The organism is Bradyrhizobium sp. Tv2a-2 (assembly GCF_000472425.1).
Classification (GTDB): Bacteria; Pseudomonadota; Alphaproteobacteria; order Rhizobiales; family Xanthobacteraceae; genus Bradyrhizobium.
Genome location: NZ_AXAI01000016.1, coordinates 170,263 through 189,293 on the forward strand (window position 1 = coordinate 170,263; position 19,031 = coordinate 189,293).

General features: G+C 63.6%; 23 protein-coding genes. 6 read left to right on the plus strand and 17 right to left on the minus strand.

The features are described from left to right. Positions 1 to 93 precede the first annotated feature (93 nt). From A3AI_RS0129685 to A3AI_RS0129695, 3 genes are all read right to left on the minus strand, one after another. Entirely contained in the window at positions 94 to 1,302 is a 1,209-nt protein-coding gene (locus A3AI_RS0129685) for a serine hydrolase domain-containing protein (RefSeq protein WP_084801055.1), read from the minus strand. Positions 1,303 to 1,405: 103 nt separating this feature from the next. Continuing rightward, positions 1,406 to 2,059, minus strand: a complete 654-nt coding sequence (locus tag A3AI_RS0129690) for a glutathione S-transferase family protein (protein ID WP_024519064.1) — start codon at positions 2,057 to 2,059, stop codon at positions 1,406 to 1,408. A gap of 105 nt (positions 2,060 to 2,164) precedes the next feature. Then, the gene (locus A3AI_RS0129695) at positions 2,165 to 2,554 is read right to left on the minus strand and encodes a cupin domain-containing protein (RefSeq protein WP_349509708.1); all 390 of its coding nucleotides are present in this window, start codon (positions 2,552 to 2,554) and stop codon (positions 2,165 to 2,167) included. 130 nt (positions 2,555 to 2,684) lie between these two features. Between A3AI_RS0129695 and A3AI_RS0129700 the strand changes: the two genes are divergently transcribed. Both A3AI_RS0129700 and A3AI_RS0129705 read left to right on the plus strand, forming a co-directional pair. Next, on the plus strand, positions 2,685 to 3,476 hold the full coding sequence (locus tag A3AI_RS0129700; RefSeq protein WP_024519066.1) for an SDR family NAD(P)-dependent oxidoreductase: 792 nt from the start codon (positions 2,685 to 2,687) through the stop codon (positions 3,474 to 3,476). Positions 3,477 to 3,514: 38 nt separating this feature from the next. After that, positions 3,515 to 3,952: a hypothetical protein gene (locus A3AI_RS0129705; protein WP_024519067.1), complete on the plus strand. Its 438-nt coding sequence runs from the start codon at positions 3,515 to 3,517 to the stop codon at positions 3,950 to 3,952. Between the two features lie 54 nt (positions 3,953 to 4,006). Here A3AI_RS0129705 and A3AI_RS0129710 read toward each other — a convergent pair whose 3' ends face one another. The 5 genes from A3AI_RS0129710 to A3AI_RS0129730 form a co-directional block, all read right to left on the minus strand. Beyond that, the gene (locus tag A3AI_RS0129710) at positions 4,007 to 4,417 is read right to left on the minus strand and encodes a VOC family protein (RefSeq protein ID WP_024519068.1); all 411 of its coding nucleotides are present in this window, start codon (positions 4,415 to 4,417) and stop codon (positions 4,007 to 4,009) included. 54 nt (positions 4,418 to 4,471) lie between these two features. Further along, positions 4,472 to 5,008, minus strand: coding sequence for an SRPBCC family protein (locus A3AI_RS0129715; protein ID WP_024519069.1), 537 nt, complete (start codon positions 5,006 to 5,008; stop codon positions 4,472 to 4,474). A gap of 39 nt (positions 5,009 to 5,047) precedes the next feature. Beyond that, the gene (locus A3AI_RS0129720) at positions 5,048 to 5,473 is read right to left on the minus strand and encodes a DoxX family protein (protein WP_024519070.1); all 426 of its coding nucleotides are present in this window, start codon (positions 5,471 to 5,473) and stop codon (positions 5,048 to 5,050) included. A 183-nt stretch (positions 5,474 to 5,656) separates the two neighbouring features. Further along, a complete protein-coding gene (locus A3AI_RS0129725; RefSeq protein WP_024519071.1) occupies positions 5,657 to 6,937 on the minus strand; it encodes an RNA polymerase sigma factor in 1,281 nt (426 codons plus the stop codon). Continuing rightward, a complete protein-coding gene (locus tag A3AI_RS0129730) occupies positions 6,934 to 7,302 on the minus strand; it encodes a YciI family protein (RefSeq protein ID WP_024519072.1) in 369 nt (122 codons plus the stop codon). Before A3AI_RS0129730 ends, A3AI_RS0129725 begins: the two co-directional genes overlap by 4 nt. A 129-nt stretch (positions 7,303 to 7,431) precedes the next feature. On the opposite strand from A3AI_RS0129730, the gene A3AI_RS0129735 reads away from it, so the two are divergent. Continuing rightward, on the plus strand, positions 7,432 to 8,397 hold the full coding sequence (locus A3AI_RS0129735) for a 2-hydroxyacid dehydrogenase (protein WP_024519073.1): 966 nt from the start codon (positions 7,432 to 7,434) through the stop codon (positions 8,395 to 8,397). A gap of 1,055 nt (positions 8,398 to 9,452) precedes the next feature. After that, entirely contained in the window at positions 9,453 to 9,719 is a 267-nt protein-coding gene (locus A3AI_RS0129745) for a hypothetical protein (protein ID WP_024519075.1), read from the plus strand. A gap of 47 nt (positions 9,720 to 9,766) precedes the next feature. Here the strand turns inward: A3AI_RS0129745 and A3AI_RS0129750 are convergent, their stop codons facing one another. Beyond that, positions 9,767 to 10,447, minus strand: a complete 681-nt coding sequence (locus A3AI_RS0129750; protein WP_024519076.1) for a TetR/AcrR family transcriptional regulator — start codon at positions 10,445 to 10,447, stop codon at positions 9,767 to 9,769. A 100-nt stretch (positions 10,448 to 10,547) separates the two neighbouring features. Here A3AI_RS0129750 and A3AI_RS0129755 point away from each other — a divergent pair, with 100 nt between their 5' ends. Further along, positions 10,548 to 11,192 (plus strand): glutathione binding-like protein, encoded by a 645-nt coding sequence (locus A3AI_RS0129755; protein ID WP_024519077.1) that lies wholly within the window; start codon positions 10,548 to 10,550, stop codon positions 11,190 to 11,192. Between the two features lie 157 nt (positions 11,193 to 11,349). On the opposite strand, the gene A3AI_RS0129760 is transcribed toward A3AI_RS0129755, so the two are convergent. From A3AI_RS0129760 to A3AI_RS0129795, 8 genes are all read right to left on the minus strand, one after another. Next, positions 11,350 to 11,817: a nuclear transport factor 2 family protein gene (locus A3AI_RS0129760; RefSeq protein ID WP_024519078.1), complete on the minus strand. Its 468-nt coding sequence runs from the start codon at positions 11,815 to 11,817 to the stop codon at positions 11,350 to 11,352. 84 nt (positions 11,818 to 11,901) lie between these two features. Further along, positions 11,902 to 12,351 carry a tol-pal system-associated acyl-CoA thioesterase gene (gene ybgC / locus A3AI_RS0129765; protein WP_024519079.1) on the minus strand — a complete coding sequence of 150 codons (450 nt, stop codon included), beginning with the start codon at positions 12,349 to 12,351 and terminating at the stop codon, positions 11,902 to 11,904. Positions 12,352 to 12,421: 70 nt separating this feature from the next. Continuing rightward, entirely contained in the window at positions 12,422 to 13,339 is a 918-nt protein-coding gene (locus tag A3AI_RS0129770; protein WP_024519080.1) for a metallophosphoesterase, read from the minus strand. Positions 13,340 to 13,519: 180 nt separating this feature from the next. Further along, positions 13,520 to 14,563, minus strand: a complete 1,044-nt coding sequence (ruvB, locus tag A3AI_RS0129775; protein ID WP_024519081.1) for a Holliday junction branch migration DNA helicase RuvB — start codon at positions 14,561 to 14,563, stop codon at positions 13,520 to 13,522. Further along, positions 14,560 to 14,979 carry a cytidine deaminase gene (locus A3AI_RS0129780; protein WP_024519082.1) on the minus strand — a complete coding sequence of 140 codons (420 nt, stop codon included), beginning with the start codon at positions 14,977 to 14,979 and terminating at the stop codon, positions 14,560 to 14,562. The genes ruvB and A3AI_RS0129780 overlap by 4 nt, the downstream gene beginning before the upstream one ends. Before the next feature lie 51 nt (positions 14,980 to 15,030). Then, entirely contained in the window at positions 15,031 to 15,648 is a 618-nt protein-coding gene (gene ruvA / locus A3AI_RS0129785; protein WP_024519083.1) for a Holliday junction branch migration protein RuvA, read from the minus strand. Next, on the minus strand, positions 15,645 to 16,172 hold the full coding sequence (gene ruvC / locus A3AI_RS0129790; protein WP_024519084.1) for a crossover junction endodeoxyribonuclease RuvC: 528 nt from the start codon (positions 16,170 to 16,172) through the stop codon (positions 15,645 to 15,647). The genes ruvA and ruvC overlap by 4 nt, the downstream gene beginning before the upstream one ends. A gap of 96 nt (positions 16,173 to 16,268) precedes the next feature. Then, the gene (locus A3AI_RS0129795; protein WP_024519085.1) at positions 16,269 to 17,015 is read right to left on the minus strand and encodes a YebC/PmpR family DNA-binding transcriptional regulator; all 747 of its coding nucleotides are present in this window, start codon (positions 17,013 to 17,015) and stop codon (positions 16,269 to 16,271) included. Between the two features lie 210 nt (positions 17,016 to 17,225). Here A3AI_RS0129795 and A3AI_RS0129800 point away from each other — a divergent pair, with 210 nt between their 5' ends. Further along, the gene (locus A3AI_RS0129800) at positions 17,226 to 18,980 is read left to right on the plus strand and encodes a methyl-accepting chemotaxis protein (protein WP_024519086.1); all 1,755 of its coding nucleotides are present in this window, start codon (positions 17,226 to 17,228) and stop codon (positions 18,978 to 18,980) included. The last annotated feature ends 51 nt before the right edge of the window (positions 18,981 to 19,031 follow it).

A 19,031-nucleotide genomic window follows, 5' to 3' on the forward strand; every position in this document is an offset into this window, starting at 1 on the left:
TGGTCTTCTCCGTGTGATTGTCTGTGCGCCTGTCGATAAGACGAGCGGTTATCGTGCGATACCGACACCTCGAGCGAAATTATTAATTGCGCCTCAATCGGCGATGGCCTGGTACGCGGAGGTCCAGAAGTCCGCCATGACCTGTGGCATCTGCGGCGATTCCATCAGCCGCTGCGTCAGCAGAATGCCGGTCAGCCCCTCCTTCGGGTCAGAATACCATGACGTGCCGTAACCGCCCTCCCAACCGAACCGCCCGGGGACGTGATATAGATGGTCGCGCCGGGAAAACACGCTCATGCCGAAGCCCCAGCCGCGATTGTCGCTGAAGAAGATCTCGGAACCGGTCTTCTGTTCGGGCAGGAGCTGATCCGTCGTCATCAACTCCACCGACGGCCGCGACAGGATGCGCTCATTGCCGAGCCTGCCGCCGTTGAGCAGCATTTGCGCAAAGGCGTTGAAATCGTCCGCGGTCGAGACGAGGCCGGCGCTGGCATTCTCAAACTCCGGCGGTGATGAAAACTTGCCAGTGACGGGATCGTCGAAAACTTTCAGCTCGCTGGTTTGGCGGTCGCGGACATAGGCGGTGGCGAAACGCTTCTGCGTGTCCTGCGGCGTGAAGAACGCCGTGTCCCTCATGCCGAGCGGCTCGAAGATGCGTTCTGCAAGGAACGCACCCAGGCTCATGCCGGAAACACGCGCGATCAAGACGCCGAGAATCTCCGAGCCCGCATTGTAGAGCCAACGCTCGCCGGGCTGATAGACCAGCGGCAGCTCGCTATAGCGGCGCATCAGTTCATCCGGCGACAGCGCCGGAAATACCGGCCCCGGCGCGAGGCCCTTGGCCGAGATCGCCTTCTGGATCGGGTAGCGATCGGGAAACACCGGGATCATGCCATAGCCCAGACGAAACGTCAGAATGTCGCGCAAGGTGATCGCGCGGTTGGCCGGCACCGTGTCGTCGATCTCGGATTCGAGGCTGCGCAGCACGCGCCGGTCGGCGAGTTCGGGAAGGAAATCGTCGATCGGATCGTCGAGCCGTAATCTGCATTCCTCGACCAGGATCATCGCGGCCGCAGCCGAGACCGGCTTTGTCATCGAGGCGATGCGAAAGATCGCATCACGCGTCATCGCCGCGCCGCCAATCGCCAGGCGGCCGAGCACGTCCACATGGATCTCGCCATGACGGCTGACGAGCGCCACCAACCCCGGCACGCCACCGCTCTCGACATGGCGGCCAAGCACGTCGCGCATCCGTTTCAGCCGGCCATTCGACAATCCACTCGCGCCGATCATTCCTTGCATGTGCACAATCCTTCCAGTTCCGCCTCTGACAAGACGAACGAGGGTTTGCAATATCGACAGCGTGCGCGAAATTATTTCCGAGGTAATTGCGCGTCGAGGCCATTCAGCCCTCCCGCGGAAACATGTGGAAATAGGGCTCGGCCTCCTTGACCACGCGCGCCACCGCGGGCCGCGCTCTCAGCCGCTCGAGATAGGCGGTAAGGTTCTTGCGGCCGGCGTCGAACGGCTCGACCAGGTTGCCGTAATAGAGAGCCGGCCAGGCCGCGCAGTCGGCGAGCGTGAACGCCTCGCCCATAGCCCAGGGTCCTTGCGCCATCTGCTGCTCGATCATGCCGTAGGACATGCGGAGCTGCGCCCTCGCCTCCTCGACCCCGTGCGGATCCTTGACGCCGGCAGGGCGAAGCCGGTCGCCGACGATCTTCTGCAACGGCAGATGGACGTAAAGATCGAGGAAGCGGTCGCGCAGTCGCGTCTGCCGCGCAAGCTCCGCATCGGCAGGAATGAACGTCGTGCGTCCGGGATAATGGCGATCGAGATAGTCGATGATGATGGTCGTTTCGGGAACGGCCTCGTTGCGCGCTGCATCCTGCAGCACCGGGAACCTGCAGATCGGCCAGAGCTTCTTGAGCGCCGCGCGCTCATCGGGATCGCCGAGATTGACGGCATTGTGGACAAATGGCGTGCCGTTTTCGTACAGCGCAATCAGGACCTTCCAGCAGAAGGACGACAGGGGGTGGTAATGCAAGGTCAATGACATGAACTTCTCCTGATATGACCGGCGCGCTGGCATGCGGCCTCAGGACGATCCGCGCCCCGCCCCGCAGACATTTGGGATGAATTTTTTCGCGCTCGCGGGACCGCCTCAGCGCGGGCCACCCCACCGCCGCGTCATCTCGGTTGCGCCCTCCGGCATGGCCTCAAAAATGGGCGCGGCCAGGATGGCGTGGATGTGCAACTCCGCCGTGCCGGAGTTGCGGAAGCCGTGGCGCTTGCCCGCCGGCACCAGTGCCGATTGGCCGGCCGGAACGATCATGCGCTGATCCGCGATCCAGATCTCGGCTTCGCCCGCGAGCACCGTCAAAACCTCCTCCACCGGATGGAAATGGGTGGGCGCGCCGGCGCCGGGCGCGATCCATTGCTCGAAGACACATAACTGCGTAGCGCCAGTCTCCGCCGAAACCAGCATGCGGGTCGCAACACCCTCGCGCCAATGTTCCAGGGCTCTGGCGGCAGGATCAATCGGCGTCATCATGAAAAGACCTTTTGTCGGGCGAAAGGCGCCCATAAAAGCTATCGATATTGTTAGCATGTCCGGATCGGGACTTCGCGACCGGTCCGGACTACTTCAGGGATTCCAGACTACTTCAGGGATAATGACTTAAATGACGCTTTCCCCGCAAAAAGTGGCCCTGGTCACCGGAGCCGCGCGCGGCATTGGACTTGCGACCGCCAGGCGTTTCCTTGCCGAGGGCTGGCGCGTGGCGCTCCTGGATATCGAGGCCGAGCTACTGAGGCAGGCCGTGACGGGCCTTGCGAATGCCGCCGACGACACGCTGGCCCTGCATTGCGACGTCTCAGATAGCACGCAGGTGGCGCGCGCCTTCGACGAAGTGGCCGCACGCTTCGGCCGGCTCGACGCACTGGTCAACAATGCCGGCGTTGCGGTATTCGCGCCGCTACTGGAAACCGCCGAAGCCGACTGGAACCGGATTCTCGCGGTCAACCTGTCGGGACCGTTCATTTGCACCAAGGCCGCGGTGCCGCTGTTGCGCGAAGCCGGCAATGGCGCCGTCGTCAACATCACCTCGATCTCGGCGGTGCGCGCTTCCACGCTGCGTTCAGCCTATGGCACCAGCAAGGCGGGACTCGCGCATCTGACAAAACAGCTTGCGGTGGAACTGGCGTCCCTCGGCATCCGCGTCAACGGCGTGGCGCCCGGGCCGGTCGACACCGCGATGGCAAAAGCGGTGCACACGCAGGAAATCCGAGCCGATTATCATGACGCGATTCCGCTCGACCGCTACGGGCTTGAAGAAGAGCTGGCCGAGGCCATTTTCTTTCTGAGCAGCGACCGCGCGAGCTACATCACCGGCCAGATTCTCGCGGTCGATGGCGGCTTCGACGCCGCCGGCATCGGGCTGCCGACGCTACGCGGCCAGCGCAGGAACGGGTAACGGGTAACGGGTCATGTAACAACAAACGAGTGAAGCGCATGCGGACATTGCACGGCTTCGTTGCGATCGTGATGGCGGCGCTTGCGCTGGCGGCAATACCCGCGCGCGCCGAGATCCGCATCATCGCCAGCCCAGGCGGCCAGGTCGGGCCGTTTCTCGACCTGTTCGAGAAGGTGCGCCAGTCGGGCGAACGTGTCGTCATCGACGGGCCGTGCCTGTCGGCCTGCACGCTGGTGTTGAGCATCGTGCCAAGCGAGCGCATCTGCGTCACTCGCCGCGCCATCTTCGGCTTCCATGCCGCCCGCTCGGTCGACCGGCGCGGCCGTCTCTATGCCGAGCCGGAAGCTTCGGAAGCGGTGCTGGAGGCCTACCCGGCCCCGGTGCGCGACTGGATCAGCCGCCGCGGCGGCCTGACATCGCGGCTCCTGCTGTTGCGCGGGCGGGAGCTCGCGGCGATGTACAGGTCGTGCAGGTGAATACTCCCTCTCCCCGCAAGCGGGGCGAGGTGAACCTTCGCACCGCCGACAGACTCAATGCTCCATCGGCGACATCACCATCCACGGGATGCCGAACTGATCGACGCCCATGCCAAAGCCCTTGGCAAAGAAGGTCTTGGCCCAGGGCATGTTGACGGCGCCGCCCTTGCAGAGTGCGTTGAACTTGCGCTCGGCCTCCTTGGGATCGTTCACCGTCAGCGACAGTGAAAAGCCCTGCGGCTTGTGAAAATGCTGCGACGGGGCATCCGAGCCCATGATCACGGCGCCATCGATTGAGATCCGCGCATGCATGATCTTGTTCTTGCTCTCCGGCGTCGTCGGCATGTCGGGCGGTGCGTCGGCATAGCGCAACATCATCTCGATTTTGGCGCCGAGCTCCTTTTCATAGAATTTGAATGCCGCTTCGCAAGCGCCGTCATAATACACATAGGGATCGACTGACATTCGTTTGCTCCTTGCGTTTGCTTCTTGGTTGCCGTTATTCGACGCCGGCACGCTTCATGCTTCCGCGAGTTTCTTCAGATTGGCGAGCCCGGTCTCGAAATCCTTGCCCACCATCTTGTCCATGTTGAAGAACACATGCATCAGCTTGTGCATGAAGGCGAGCGGGCCGCGCATCTCCCAGTTCACCTCCGTCGCACTGCCCTGCGGCAGCATTGTGAACTCGGCAGTGTTGTGGGCCTCGAATGGCCTAAGGAAATCGAGCTTGATCACGACTTTCGACGGGGTTGCAGCCTCGACGATCTCCATCTGGCCGGTGCCGACATTGTTGTTTCCCTCCCAGGCATAGACCGCGCCCTTGCCTGCCTTGGAACCGGAGAACGTCCGCGTCATGCCGGGGTCCTTGTTTTCCCAGGGCGACCAGCCGCCCCATTGATGAAAATCGCTGATCAGGGAAAAGATCCGTTCCGGCGGCGCCTTGATGCTCGCGGCGCGGCGGATGCTGAAATTATCCGGCTTGGTTGCGGCGAGGATCAAAACGGCCGCGATGGCAATCGCGAGCACGAGGGCGATGACGACAATGACTTCAAGCATGACGGACTCCAATCTCCGCGTTTGGAACTATTCGAATCATCACGGTTGAAATGGCAGCAGCTGGCGCAGCCTTGCATCGCGCAGCCACAGGCCGCCCCACACCAACAGGCCAAGATAGAACCCGAACAGGACGTGGGTGAACAAGGGGCTGCCGATCCGCACGTGGGATGCGATCGCGCCGCCGAGATAGCCGGTCAGCAGGATCGCGCCGACAAAGGAAGTGGGCGGCACCGCATAGAGCAGCGTACAGACCACGGTGATCGCTCCCAGGGATCGTGCCAGCGTTTCGCTCGAACCATAGCCGATCCTGTCCATCGCTTCGGTGACGACGCCGAGTGGCACCAGCTTGATCGCGCCGTCGAACAACAGGAACAGGATGGCAAGGCTGGAGAGAATGCGGCCGAGCCAGAGCGCAGCCACCGAGACCTCGGGGTCTTGCGGTTGTTGCAGCACTTGGGTCGGCATGGCTCGCTCCATTGGTGAGGGTTCGACCAATAGACGAATGGGAGAAGGGTGGGCCGACAGGTGTGGTGCGATTTTTTTCACCGTCATTCCGGGGCGATGCGCAGCATCGAACCCCGAATCCCGAGATTCCGGATTTGCCTCTTCGATGCGCCCCGGAATGACGGTGCCGAATTTACGGAAAAATTACTTTCCCGCCGTCTTGCCCGGCGGCCGGCTGTCGCGCATCAGGCGGTCGAGATGCATGCGGATGTGGGCCGCTTCGGCGGAGGTGTTGGCAAGCGCGATCGCACGGTCGAAGGCCGTGCGCGCTTCCTCGTTGCGGTTGAGCTGCATCAGGAAGGCGCCGCGCACGCCGAAGAAATGGAAATAATTGGCAAGCCGCGGGGCCAGCGGCTCGATCATGTCGAGCGCGGCCTGCGGTCCTTTCACTTTCGACACAGCGACCGCGCGATTGAGCGTGACCACAGGCGAAGGCTGCACCAGTTCCAGCGCGCCATAGAGCAGATCAATCTGCTGCCAGTCGGTATCCTCAGGCTTTTCCGCGCGTGCATGCAGCGCGGCGATCGCGGCCTGGATCTGATAGGCTCCGCTGCTGCGATGGCGCATCGCCTTGTCGATCAGCGCGAGCCCCTCCACGATCAGCTTCTGATTCCACAGCGTGCGGTCCTGGTCGTCGAGCAGGATCAGCTCGCCTTGCGCATCGAACCTGGCATCGGCCCGCGCATGCTGCAGCAACAGCAGTGCGGTGAGACCCATGATCTCCGGCTCGCCCGGAAACAGCCGCAGCAACAGGCGCGCCAGCCGGATCGCCTCCTCAGAGAGCGGTTTCCTGAGGTCGGCGGTGTCACCGCTCGCCGAATAGCCCTCGTTGAAGATGAGATAGATCATCGCGGCGACTGCGGCGAGGCGTTCGCTGCGCTCGATCGCGCCCGGTGTCTCGAACGGCACATTGGCGTCGGCAACACGGGCTTTGGCGCGGGTGATGCGCTGCTCCATCGCAGCCTCACCGACCAGGAAGGCGCGCGCGATCTGCTTGACCGAAAGCCCGGAGACGATGCGCAGCGCCAGCGCGATCTGCTGCGTCGGCGGCAAGTCCGGATGGCAGCAGATGAACATCAGCCGCAGAATATCGTCGCGGTAGTGCGAGCCGTCGAGCCGCTCGGCGATTTCGCTCTCGGCGTCGTCGAGATCGGAGATCGCGCGGTCGTCCTCGGGCAGCGGCTGTTGCTTGCGGCCGCGCCTGACCTCGTCAATCGCGGCATTGCGCCCGACCATGATCAGCCACGCCGCGGGATCGCGCGGCGGCCCGTTCTGCGGCCAGCTCTTGAGCGCCCGCAAGGACGCATTCTGGAACGCCTCCTCCGCGGTGTCGAGGTTGCGGAAATAACGCAACAGGGCGCCAACCGCCTGGGGGCGCGCCGAGGTCAGCGCGGCATCGATCCAGGCGGCCTCGGTCTCGCTCACTTCACCGCTCCTCCGGGCGCGAACATGCCGACGGGACGGATCTCATAGGCGCCGCCGGGATTGGCCGCGCCGAGATCTTTGGCGACATCCAGCGCCTCGTCGAGATTTTTGCAATCGATCAGGTAGAAGCCGAGCAGCTGCTCCTTGGTCTCGGCATAGGGGCCGTCGAGCACCAGAGGCGGATTTTCCTTGCGCAGGGTGGTCGCAGCCGTGGTCGGCAGCAACCGCGCCACCGGACCGAGCCGGCCCTCTCTGGCAAGCTTGTCCTGCACCGCGGCAAGCTTCTTCATGACAGCGACGTCCTGTTCCTTGCTCCAGGAGCCGACAAAATCCTCGTCGTGGTAGCACAGGATGGCGTAGAGCATGGCAAGACTTCCTTCGTTTCCTCAAAGACGGCCCAGTTTGGCGGCAGCCGACAGCATGCGCGAAATATTTTGCGCGGCCAAGCTAACCCGGTAATGTGAAACCGATCCCCGAAAAAGAGGTGAGATTCAATGACGAAAGGCGCGCTTGCGCTCTTGATCCATGGCGGCACGGACAACTGGTCGCCGGATCGCTGGAAGCTCCGGTTCGAAGACGTCTGCCGCGACCGGCGCGTCATCCTGATGCCGGCCACCGGCGTCGATCCGTCCGAGGTGCATTACGCCGCGGTCTGGAAGCCGGTTCCAGGCGAGCTCGCCGCCTTTCCGAACCTGAAGGTGATCTTCAACCTTGGCGCCGGCGTCGACGCGCTGATGGCCGACAAGTCCCTGCCCGACGTGCCGCTGGTCCGCGTCGCGGTCGACGATCTCACCAACCGGATGATGGAATATGTCGTGCTGCATGTCCTGATGCATCACCGGCAGGAGCTCTATTTGCGCGACTCCCAGGCCGCGAAGCGCTGGGCGCCGAAGCCTCAATGGCCGGCCGGCGCACTCTCGGTCGGTATCATGGGGCTGGGCACGCTCGGCATTCGCTCGGCCGAGGTGCTGAAGACGATCGGCTTTCGCGTCGCAGGCTGGAGCCGCAGCCCGCGGCAGGTGGACGGCGTGAACTGTTTTGCAGGGGCTGCAGAACTCGACGCGTTCCTGCGGCGGACCGATATCCTGGTATCGCTGCTGCCGCTGACTGCCGATACGCGCGGCATTCTCAACCGCGACATCTTTGCAAAGCTGAACCACACGAGCCCACTTGGTGCGCCGGTCCTGATCAATGCCGGCCGCGGCGGCCTGCAGAACGAGGCCGATATACTGGCCTGCCTCGTTGACGGCACCCTCGGCGCGGTCTCCCTTGATGTCTTCACGCAGGAGCCGTTGCCCGCGGACAGCCCATTCTGGACCCACCCCAAGGTCGTGCTCACGCCGCACAATGCCGCCGACACCGATCCCGACGAGATCTCGAAATATGTCGCGCGGCAGATCGCGCGATTCGAGACGGGTGAGGCGCTGGAGAACGCGGTCGATCGCGGACGGGGCTACTAAGCGCGATGAGATTTGGTTGAATCGTCATCGCGCTTTAGGTCTTTGATTGAGCATGATCTTTTCGGAAAACCGCTACACACTTTTCCGGATCATGCTTTAGGACCCGAGGCGAGGAAGGCGGGAATGAGCCAAAAGTGACTGCGCCATGCCTCTTATTCTGCGACGGCCCGAAATAATGATGTGCTACGCTGGCTGCGTCGATGGAGGGACTTCGCATGCCCGCAAGACTGTTGCGAATGATCGCAGTTGGCACCGTCAGTTTTTCCATTGGAGCAGTTGCCGTCGCCGGCGAACGACCACGCTCCGCGCCGGCGCTGGTGGAGAGATCGCCCGCCTCTTCCCGATCCGCGGCCGCGCTCAAACTACCGCTGCGCGCACCTGGCCGAAAACAAGCGGCTGCGCGCACGCTTGCGGCGGACCGCGATCCCTATGCCGATCCAGCGGCGCCTTACAAAGCCAATCGCCTTTCGTTTTCGCGCGGGGAGCCGATTCTCAACGAACCCGGGCAGAGCACCGTCCTCACGAGGCAGGTTCTCGACGACATGAAGGCAACGAGCCTCAGGGACGCCTTGCGGTCGACCGCAGGCGTGACGATCGGAAGATAATCAACGCTGACCCTGCTACACTTTGCCCGAGCTGATTGCTGGCAACATCTGCATGTGGCCTGCGGGTCGCGCGGGGCCGGCTTGCACCAACCGGATTGTCATAGGCCGCGCATCGCCCGGCCATCGGCGCCAGACAATGAGCTTCGGGGAAGGCCGCCTCTGCCGGCGCGCCCTGATCGTGCGCTACAACTGCAACCAGTTTTGCCGGTGATGAAATCGCCGTGTAGCCCAAGGCCCACATCTTTGCTGCCGATACCACACGGGAGAGCAGCCGACGAGGCCAACACCTATTCAAGCTCTGAAATAGCGACGCAGGACTATCCCGCGTAGTCCAGCAGTCGTCCCTCGCGACAGGCCTGTTCACCACAACATCCCCGCGGAGAGCCGAGCGTGGAGACGCTCGGGACGGGTATCCGTGTGCCCAAAAGTAGCAGACGAGAGGATTCAATCATGAGCAAATTGATCAAGATGGCAATATTGGTGGCCGTGCTTGGCTGCCGAACCGCAACCGCAGAGACCACCGGCGAGGCGTTCGCCAGGTCCGCAATCACGAACACTGCAACATCATCAGGGAACGACCCGCGATGGCGTGCGCCGGTCGGCCATCGTCAGCCGGGCGCGCGCGACGTTCCATCCGAACTATCCGGCGAGTTCGAGCGCATCAGCGAAGAGGATCGTGCCGCGGATCGCAAGCTTATCATCTGCCGCGGCTGCTGAGCGATCGTCGCGTTGCGTCATTATCGCCTTGGCCGGGACGGTGACAATTATTTCCCCGTCCCGCACATCACTCCGATCGCGCCCTTCACGATGGCTTCCAGCTCCTTGCGCGACACGTGGGCGCGGGCGCGGATGGCGATGGTGTGGAGGGTGGCGGAGGCGAGTTGAGATAGCACAACCGGATCGGCATCGTCGGACAGCTCGCCCCTCTCTTTGCCGACGCGGAAGCAGGAGGCGAACGCCCTGTCGAGTTCCGCGAGCGAGTCGATCACCATGGCGCGGATGACCGGATCGTTGACGGCCTCGGATGCCGCGGTCAGCACGGTGAAGCAGCCTTTCGGCCCCTCCTCGCCGGATATGTAGATATCGAGCGCAATCCCGTAGATGCGCTCCAGCCGTTTGCGCAAAGGCAGCTGCGCGCGAAACACATCGGCCAGCGCCGCGCGCGCATTCTCGCGATAGCGCTCGTAGCTCTTGATGTAGAGCTCGCGCTTGTCGCCGAACGCGCCATACAAGCTAGGCCGGTTCATGCCGGTCGCGGCCGACAAATCATCGAGAGACGTCGCGGCAAAGCCACTCTTGCGGAACAGGTCGAGCGCGCGCCCGAGCGCGACGTCCGGCTGGTAGGCACGCGGCCGGCCGCGCCGCTTCGGCGCCGCTGCGGCATCCGGCTTGGCGGGAGCTGGCTTGGCGGGAGCTGGCGGTGGCCTTCTTGTCTTTTGTACCATTTCGCAAACTATTCCTTGACGACAGTTATATTATGCAGAACAGTATAAAAAACAACAAAGACCCCGCATGAGGGACATACAACCGCAAAGGAAGACGCCAATGGAGCTGTATTTTTCGCCGCTCGCCTGCTCAATGGCCACGCGGATCGCATTTTACGAGGCAGGCGGCGCAGCCACCTATCTCGAGGTTGATCCCAGGACAAAGACCGTGCTCAAGGACGGTTCCGATTTCCGCAAGGTGAATCCGCTCGGCCTGGTGCCGACGCTGCGCACCGATGACGGCGTGGTGCTGACCGAGAATGCCGCGATCCTGCAATATGTCGCCGAGCGCCTCGCACAGGCCAAACTCGGTGCCGCCGACGGGTTGGAGCGCAGCCGACTGCAGCAATGGCTTTGCTTCATCGGCACCGAGCTGCACAAGAGCCTGTTCGTGCCGCTGCTGGATCGCAAGGCGGCACCGGAGGTGAAGGCTTATGTGCTGGAGAAGAACCTGTCGCGGCTCGACTATCTCGAGACCTACCTGAAAGGCCGCGACTACCTGCTCGACCATTTCAGCGTCGCCGACGCCTATCTGGTCACAGTGATCAACTGGACCATGGCGACGCCTCCGGTGGAGCTTGCGAAATGGCCGGTGCTGAAAGCCTATTACGAGCGGCTCCGCGCGCGGCCATCGGTCGCCAAGGCGATCGCCGAGGAGTTCGAGCTCTACAAAGCCGAGCTCGCGCGGCACAAGGCAGCGGCCTAAAGCGCGATGAGATTTGGTTGAATCGTCATCGCGCTTTAGGTCCTTGATTGAGCATGATCTTTTCGGAAAACCGCAACACACTTTTCCGGATCATGCTTTAGCGCAGAGCCGGCGCGCAACGCGCGGTGTCGTCCCGGCGAGCCGGGACGACGGAAAGCTAGAACGGGCTCTCGCTTAGCCCCGGCACATCCGCGGGCCGCGGACCTGGTGCGGGCCAGTGGAAACGCCGGTCCTTTTCCGCGATCTCGACATCGTTGATGCTCGCCTCGCGGCGCCGCATCAGGCCGTGCTCGTCGAACTCCCATTGCTCATTGCCGTAGGAACGGTGCCACTGGCCGCTGGCGTCGTGCCATTCGTACTGGAAGCGCACCGCGATACGGTTGCCGTCGAAGGCCCAGAGATCCTTGATCAGGCGGTAGTCCAATTCCTTTGCCCATTTGCGCGTGAGGAAGGCGACGATGGCGGCGCGGCCCTGGAAAAATTCCGAGCGGTTGCGCCAGCGGCTGTCCTCGGTATAGGCGAGCGCGACTTTTTGGGGGTCGCGTGAATTCCAGGCATCTTCCGCCATGCGCGCCTTCTGCGCAGCGGTCTCTCTCGTGAACGGCGGCAAAGGTGGTCGGGACATGGTTGGCCTCGAGTTGGGTTCGTGCGGTGCCAGTCTATCGCCGCCATCCGACAAGTCGATGGCGGGTTTGCTATCGGGCGATTGCTAAAGCAAATCCGCCTTCAGCAGCGTACGCAGCGATTTCGGGATCGGATGCGCCCGTCCCTCGCTGATGAAGGCGACGCGGACCTCGGCTTTCACCAGCAGCTCCTCGCCGCGCCGGACCTGCTGCGCGAGCGTGATGGACGCACCCTTCACCGCGACTGGCCAGGTCACGACGTCGAGCACATCGTCCATGCGCGCGGGCCTCAGATAATCGATCTGCATCGAGCGCACGACAAAGGCAAACCCTGGCGCTTCGCTCTCAGCCTGGGCATAGAGCGCATGCTGCTCGGCACCCATCAGCCGCAAATGATTGGTGCGGCCGCGCTCCATGAAGCGCAGGTAGCTGGCGTGATAGACGATACCGGAAAAATCCGTGTCCTCATAGTAGATGCGCACCTGCATGTGATGCCGGCCGTCGCGGATCTCGCCGTCGAGATGAGGAAGGGTCACTTGCGCACCCGTTAGCTGCTCACCAACGTTTTGCGCAAATTTTCGTGAGGCGCAAGCGCGTGGCCCGCGATCAGGACAGTGCGGGAGCCTGTTCGCCCAGCGTCACCAGCACGATCTCCGGGGGAACGCCGAGGCGGAACGGCATGATGCTGCAGCCGAGTCCGCCCGAGACGATGACGTCGCATTTGAAGCGGGCATGGCCATAGGCCAGCCGGTTGCCGTAGCGCGTCGGCACCACCGGCGACCAGCCAAGCAACCGGACCTGGCCGCCATGGGTGTGCCCGGAAAGCTGCAGCGCCACGCGATCGGGCACGTGGGCGGCAACATCGGGCTCGTGCGCGAGCAGGATGACCGGCGCATCGTCAGTGACTTTCGCGAGCGTCGCGCCGAGATCGTCGACGCCGATGCGCCGCACCGGGCGAAACCGCCGCGCCGGCCAGTAGGCGAGCTGGTCGCCAAGCCCCGCCAGCCAGAAAGGCCGGCCGCCGATATTTAAGCGGACGGCGTCGTTCTCGTAGACGGGAATGCCGACATCCTCCAGCGCGCGGCGCGCAGCGGTCGGGCCCTGGCCGCTGTGCTGCACGATAAAATCATCCCAGTAGTCATGGTTGCCGAGGATGGCGTGCACGCCGAGCGGCGCCCTCAGCCCGGCGAGGACCTGCGCCCATTCCTCGGCCGGAATTTTCCGCGTGATGTGGCGATGGCCCGCGACATAGTCGCCAAGCATCACGATCAGGTCGGCACCAAGGGCGTTGGTGCGCTTCACGATCTCATCAATGTGATCGACCGACATCCAGGGATCACAGGCATGCAGGTCGGCGACAACGGCGATCTTGAGCGGGAAATCCTTTGGCCATCGCGACGGCGACAGCTGATAGCGCGTGACATCCAGCCGAAAGAGCGGCTCACCGAAGCCATAGGCCGTGGTCGAAGCGCCGAAAGCGCCGATACCGGCCAAAAATTGCAGAAAACGACGACGTGAAAGCATAAAGCCCCAGCGGTGATGCGCGCTCTGACCTATTTCGAGATTGCAGCGGAATTTGGCAAGCCGCGCGGGGAGGTAACCCTAATGGTTACCGGTTGTTCATGTAGATGAAACTCATCGCTCGTCGTCCCGGACAAGCGAAGCGCGATCCGGGACGACGATGCGGAGGTAATTCGCTTAACCTTATTCCTCCTCGTTCCCGAATAAGCCGAACTGCGCGGGATCGCGCGAGGGCTCGGCGATGTCGAGATGGCGGAAGGCGTGGGAGGTCAGCAGGCGGCCGCGCGGGGTGCGCTGCAGGTAGCCGCACTGGATCAGATAGGGCTCGATGATGTCCTCGATCGCATCGCGCGGCTCCGACAGCGCCGCGGCCATTGTCTCCACACCGACCGGGCCGCCGCCATAATTCAGCGCGATGGTGGAGAGGTAGCGCCGGTCCATGGCATCCAGCCCGGCGGCGTCGACCTCGAGCGCGCTGAGCGCATGATCGGCGATGGCGCGGTCGATGGAGGCGGCATTCGCGGCGGAAGCAAAATCGCGCACCCGGCGCAGCAGGCGGCCGGCGATGCGCGGCGTGCCGCGGGCGCGGCGCGCGATCTCGTTGGCACCGTCAGGTGTCATGCCGACCTTGAGCACGCGCGCGCCGCGGGTGACGATCTTTTCCAGCTCCTCCACGGTGTAGAAATTGAGCCGGACCGGAATGCCGAAACGGTCGCGCAGTGGATTGGTCAGAAGGCCTGCACGCGTGGTGGCGCCGACTAGCGTGAACTTCGCAAGCTCGATCTTCACCGAGCGCGCCGCGGGCCCCTCGCCGATGATGAGGTCGAGCTGGAAATCCTCCATCGCGGGATAAAGCACTTCCTCGACCGCGGGACTCAGGCGATGAATCTCGTCAATGAAGAGCACGTCGCGCTCTTCGAGATTGGTCAGAAGCGCGGCGAGATCGCCGGCCTTGGCGATCACGGGGCCGGAGGTGGCGCGAAAACCGACGCCGAGCTCGCGCGACACGATCTGCGCCAGCGTGGTCTTGCCAAGGCCCGGGGGACCGACGAACAGCACATGATCCAGCGCCTCGCCACGCTTGCGCGCGGCGTCGATGAAGATCTGCAAGTTGGCGCGCGCCTGCTGCTGGCCGACGAATTCCGACAGTTTTTGTGGGCGCAGCGCGATGTCCGAGGCGTCCTCATTGCGGCGCTCCGGCGTGACCATGCGCGAGGGCTGCGTCATTCGTTGCCCCGCTTGTACTTGTTCGGCAGCAATTCGCCGATGGTGACAACCTTCGGCGTGCGGCCGCTGTTGGGAACGATGACGCGCGCCTTGGAGTCATAGTCATGAATCAACTCGCGGCAGATGCCGCAAGGCGAGACGACCGCGATCTTGCCAGGCTCGTCGGGCTTGGGATGGCGCACGGCCACGATGGTCTCGATGCCGTGGTCACCGCTCTCGGTGATGGCGCGGCCGATCGCGATCGCTTCCGCACAGACCGCGATGCGGCCGATATAAGCGTCGATGTTCACACCGGTGATGATGCGGCCGTCGCGGGTGCGCATGGCCGCCCCCACCTCCTGCCAGTCGTTGCGATAGCGCTCGCTGATCGCCTTGGTGGCGGCGTCGATCAGTTCCTTGTCCTTCTTGGTCAGCATGGTTGGCGATGCATTTCCTTAAGGGTGAAGTGCCGGCCCGGCGACGATAGCCTACTTCGCCAATTCCTTCAGGCCCAAGCGAATCAATTGGGCCGTCTGTGCATTCTCGCCGGCGCTGCGGGCGGCAGCGGCAATAGCGGCAGCGGCCTGCGGCTGGCCATAGCCGAGATTGACCAGCGCGGAAATGGCGTCGGCCACCGGGCGCGGCGCGCGGGCATCGTCGATGGCGCCGGCCAGATGGACCACCGCCGGGTCGACATCCGCAAAGCCCGGCGCCTTGTCTTTGAGCTCCGTGACGATGCGCTCGGCGACCTTGGGGCCGACGCCCGGCGTGCGCGACACCGCGGCCTTGTCGCGCAGCGCGATTGCATTGGCAAGCTCGGACGGCGGCAGCGTGCCGAGCACGGCGAGCGCGACCTTGGCGCCGACGCCCTGCACGGTCTGCAGCAAGCGAAACCATTCGCGCTCGACGTCGCTCCTGAAGCCGAACAGTTTGATCGCGTCCTCGCGGACATAGGTCTCGATCGACAATACGGCGGCTTCGCCCGGCGCGGGGAGCGCCTGCAGCGTGCGCGCCGAGCATTGCACCTGGTAGCCGACGCCGCCGACGTCGAGGATGATAAAGTCCTCGCCATAGGAATCGATCAGGCCCTTCAGCTTGCCGATCATATGCCGACCACCTTCAGCCGGAGCGCGGAGCTCTGGCGGTGATGGGCGTGCGTGATCGCGATCGCGAGCGCGTCCGCCGCGTCAGGCGATTTCGGCTCGGCCTTGGGCAACAGGACTTTCAACATCACGGCAATCTGGTTCTTGTCGGCATGGCCCGCGCCGACCACGGTCTTCTTGACCTGGTTCGGCGCATATTCGGCAACCGCAATGCCGAACATTGCGGGCACCAGCATGGCAACGCCGCGGGCCTGGCCGAGCTTGAGGGTGGCAACTCCGTCCTTGTTGACAAAGGTCTGCTCGACCGCGGCTTCGGCGGGCGCGAATTCGCGCAGCACCGTGGAGAGACCGTCATGGATCGCGAGCAGCCGCCCCGAGAGTGGCAGCGTGTCCGGCGGCTCGACCGAGCCGCAGGCGACGAAGCTGAGCCGGTTGCCGTCGCTCTCGACCACGCCCCAGCCGGTGCGGCGCAGGCCCGGGTCGATACCGACAATGCGAAGGGGAATGCGAATCGATAAGGGCGCCATGGACTAGTGATAGCGCCTGACAAGGAGCAACGAAACAGGAACGGGCAATCATATCCGGGGAAAGCGAGCCGAAGCGCATGATGTCCCGCCAGCCAACTACCCGCCCATCTTCGCCATCAACGCGTCGGAAATCTCGAAGTTGGCGAACACGTTCTGGACATCGTCGTGCTCGTTGAGCAGGTCCATCAGCTTCAGAAGCTTCTCGCCGGTCTCGTCGTCGACGGCGACCGTGTTCTGCGGCTTCCAGGTCAGCGCGGCCTTGCGAGGCTCGCCGAATTTCGCCTCCAGCGCCTTGGCGACCTCGCGCAAATTGTCGGGCGACGCATAGACCTCGTGACCGTTCTCGCCCGAGATCACGTCGTCGGCGCCGGCCTCGATCGCCGCGTCCAGCATGGCGTCGTCGGAGGCGGCGCTTGAATCATATTCGATCAGACCGATGCGGTCGAACATGAAGGCGACCGAGCCGGTTTCGCCGAGATTGCCACCCGATTTCGTAAAGTAGGAGCGGATGTCCGAGGCGGCGCGGTTGCGGTTGTCGGTCAGCGCCTCGACAATGACGGCGACCCCGCCGGGACCGTAGCCCTCGTAGCGGATCTCGTCATAGTTCTCGCCCTCACCGCCGATCGCCTTCTTGATGGCGCGCTCGATATTGTCCTTGGGCATGTTTTCCTGCCGCGCCGCGACCACGGCGGCGCGCAGCCGCGGGTTCATGGCGGGATCTGGCGTACCGAGCTTGGCAGAGACCGTGATTTCGCGGGCGAGCTTGCCGAACAGCTTCGACTTCTGGGCGTCCTGCCGGCCCTTGCGGTGCATAATGTTCTTGAATTGGGAATGTCCGGCCATGCGGTGTCTCTATCTGAAGGAGTCGTCCCCGGAATCATTCGGAGGCGGAAAGCGCGGCGTTATAGGCCCGGTGACCACCAAAATCAAAGATTTAGCCCATGTCTAGGGTAATATAATACCTGTTCCTGCTCACGGACAGGCCATCGTTAACTGTGACTTCACCCCTCGGTGTAAAGATATCAATCTCAATCCACAATTGCAGAAAAGCCAATGGCGTTCGGTTTTCTCAAAAAACGGGTGCCGGAGCCGGAGACGTCTGCCCAGCAACCGGCTGCGCCGGAGCCCACGCCTGCGGCCGTCCCCTCTCCCGATAGTGATTCCGTCAGCGAAATCCTCGAACTTCTGGAACTCGAGCTCGGCGGCACCATCCGCAAGCTGGAGCGGGCGGCGCATTCGGTCGCGACCGGGGCGGACGCGACTGCCGCAACGCTGGCCACCATCCGCGAGCGTACGGATGCTCTGAGCGGCCGCTCGGGCACAGCCCAGGGCACCGCCTCCATCTTTGCGTTGACGGCCGAAAAATTCACCCAGTCGGCGCAAGGCATCGGCAGCCAGGTGCGCGACGCCAGCCGGCTGGCCGACCTCGCCACCCAGGCAGCGACCGAGGCACGCGCCAATGTCGATCGCCTCCGGGAATCCTCGTCCGCGATCGGCAATGTCGTAAACCTGATCGCCCAGATCGCACGCCAGACCACGCTGCTCGCATTGAACTCCACCATCGAGGCGGCGCGCGCGGGCGAAGCGGGCCGCGGCTTTGCCGTGGTCGCGAACGAGGTCAAGGCGCTCGCGGTGCAAACCCAGGGCGCGACGGAGGAGATCACCCGGAAGATCGAGGCGCTGCAACGCGACGCCGCAGGCTCGGCGGATGCCGTGCACCGCATCTCGCAGGCGATCGATGCGATCCGCCCGGTGTTCGAAACCGTCAACGGCGCCGTCGCCGAGCAGAACAAGACCACCGGCGAGATGTCCGACAATGCCGCCTCCGCCTCGCGTTTCATCGCCTCCGTCGGCGAAAGCGCCGCTGAGATCGACGGCGCGACCAAGGCTGCGGAATCCCATGGCGAGAGCATGGCCTCTGCCGGCAAGGCCGTCACGGCATTTGCGGAGAAGCTGAAGGCACGCAGCGCGGTCCTGCTCAAGCAGAAGGAAAGCGAGGAGCGCCGCAAGCACGAGAAGCTGCCCTGCCATCTCAAGATCGAGATCGACAGCTCCCATGGCACGCTGACCGCTTCGGTCTATGAGATCGCGAGACAGGGCCTGTTGATCTCGGGCCCCGGCGCGGCGAGCCTGCCGCTGCACCAGAGCCTGCCGGCAAGACTCGAGACTATCGGCCCCTGCCGCATCCGCATCGACGAGCATGCCAAGAGCGGCACCCAGGCGCGCTTCGAGGGCGTCAGCGCGGATTTCGCCGAGAAGATCGAAGACCAGTTGTGGGCGATCCGCGAGGAGAACCTCGAGTTCGTCACACGCGCGATGGAAGCAGGCAGCACCCTGAACAAGATCTTCGAGGACGCGGTCGCAAGCGGCGCGATTAGGCCGGCCGATCTGTTCGACGCCGACTATGTCGAGATAGCGGGCACCAATCCGGTGCAGCACCGCACCAAATTTCTCGACTGGACTGAGCGCGCGCTGCCCTCGTTCCAGGAGGCCTTCCTCACCAAGGACAAGCGCATCGCCTTCTGCGCTTGCGTCGACCGCAACGGCTATCTGCCGGTGCATAACAGGATCTACTCGCAGCCGCAGCGAGCCGGCGATGTCGCCTGGAACACGGCCAACAGCCGCAACCGCCGCATCTTCAACGATCCGGCGGGGCTGGCCGCGGGCCGCAATGAGCGGTCCTATTTGATCCAGAGCTATGCGCGCGACATGGGCGGCGGCAACACCGTGATGATGCGCGAAATCGACGTGCCGATCCGCGTCCGGGGACGGCACTGGGGCGGCTTCCGTACCGCCTACAAGCTCTGAAGTACGCCGAAACGGCGTTGAAACGACGTCTCGAATTCTAATTCTAATGTC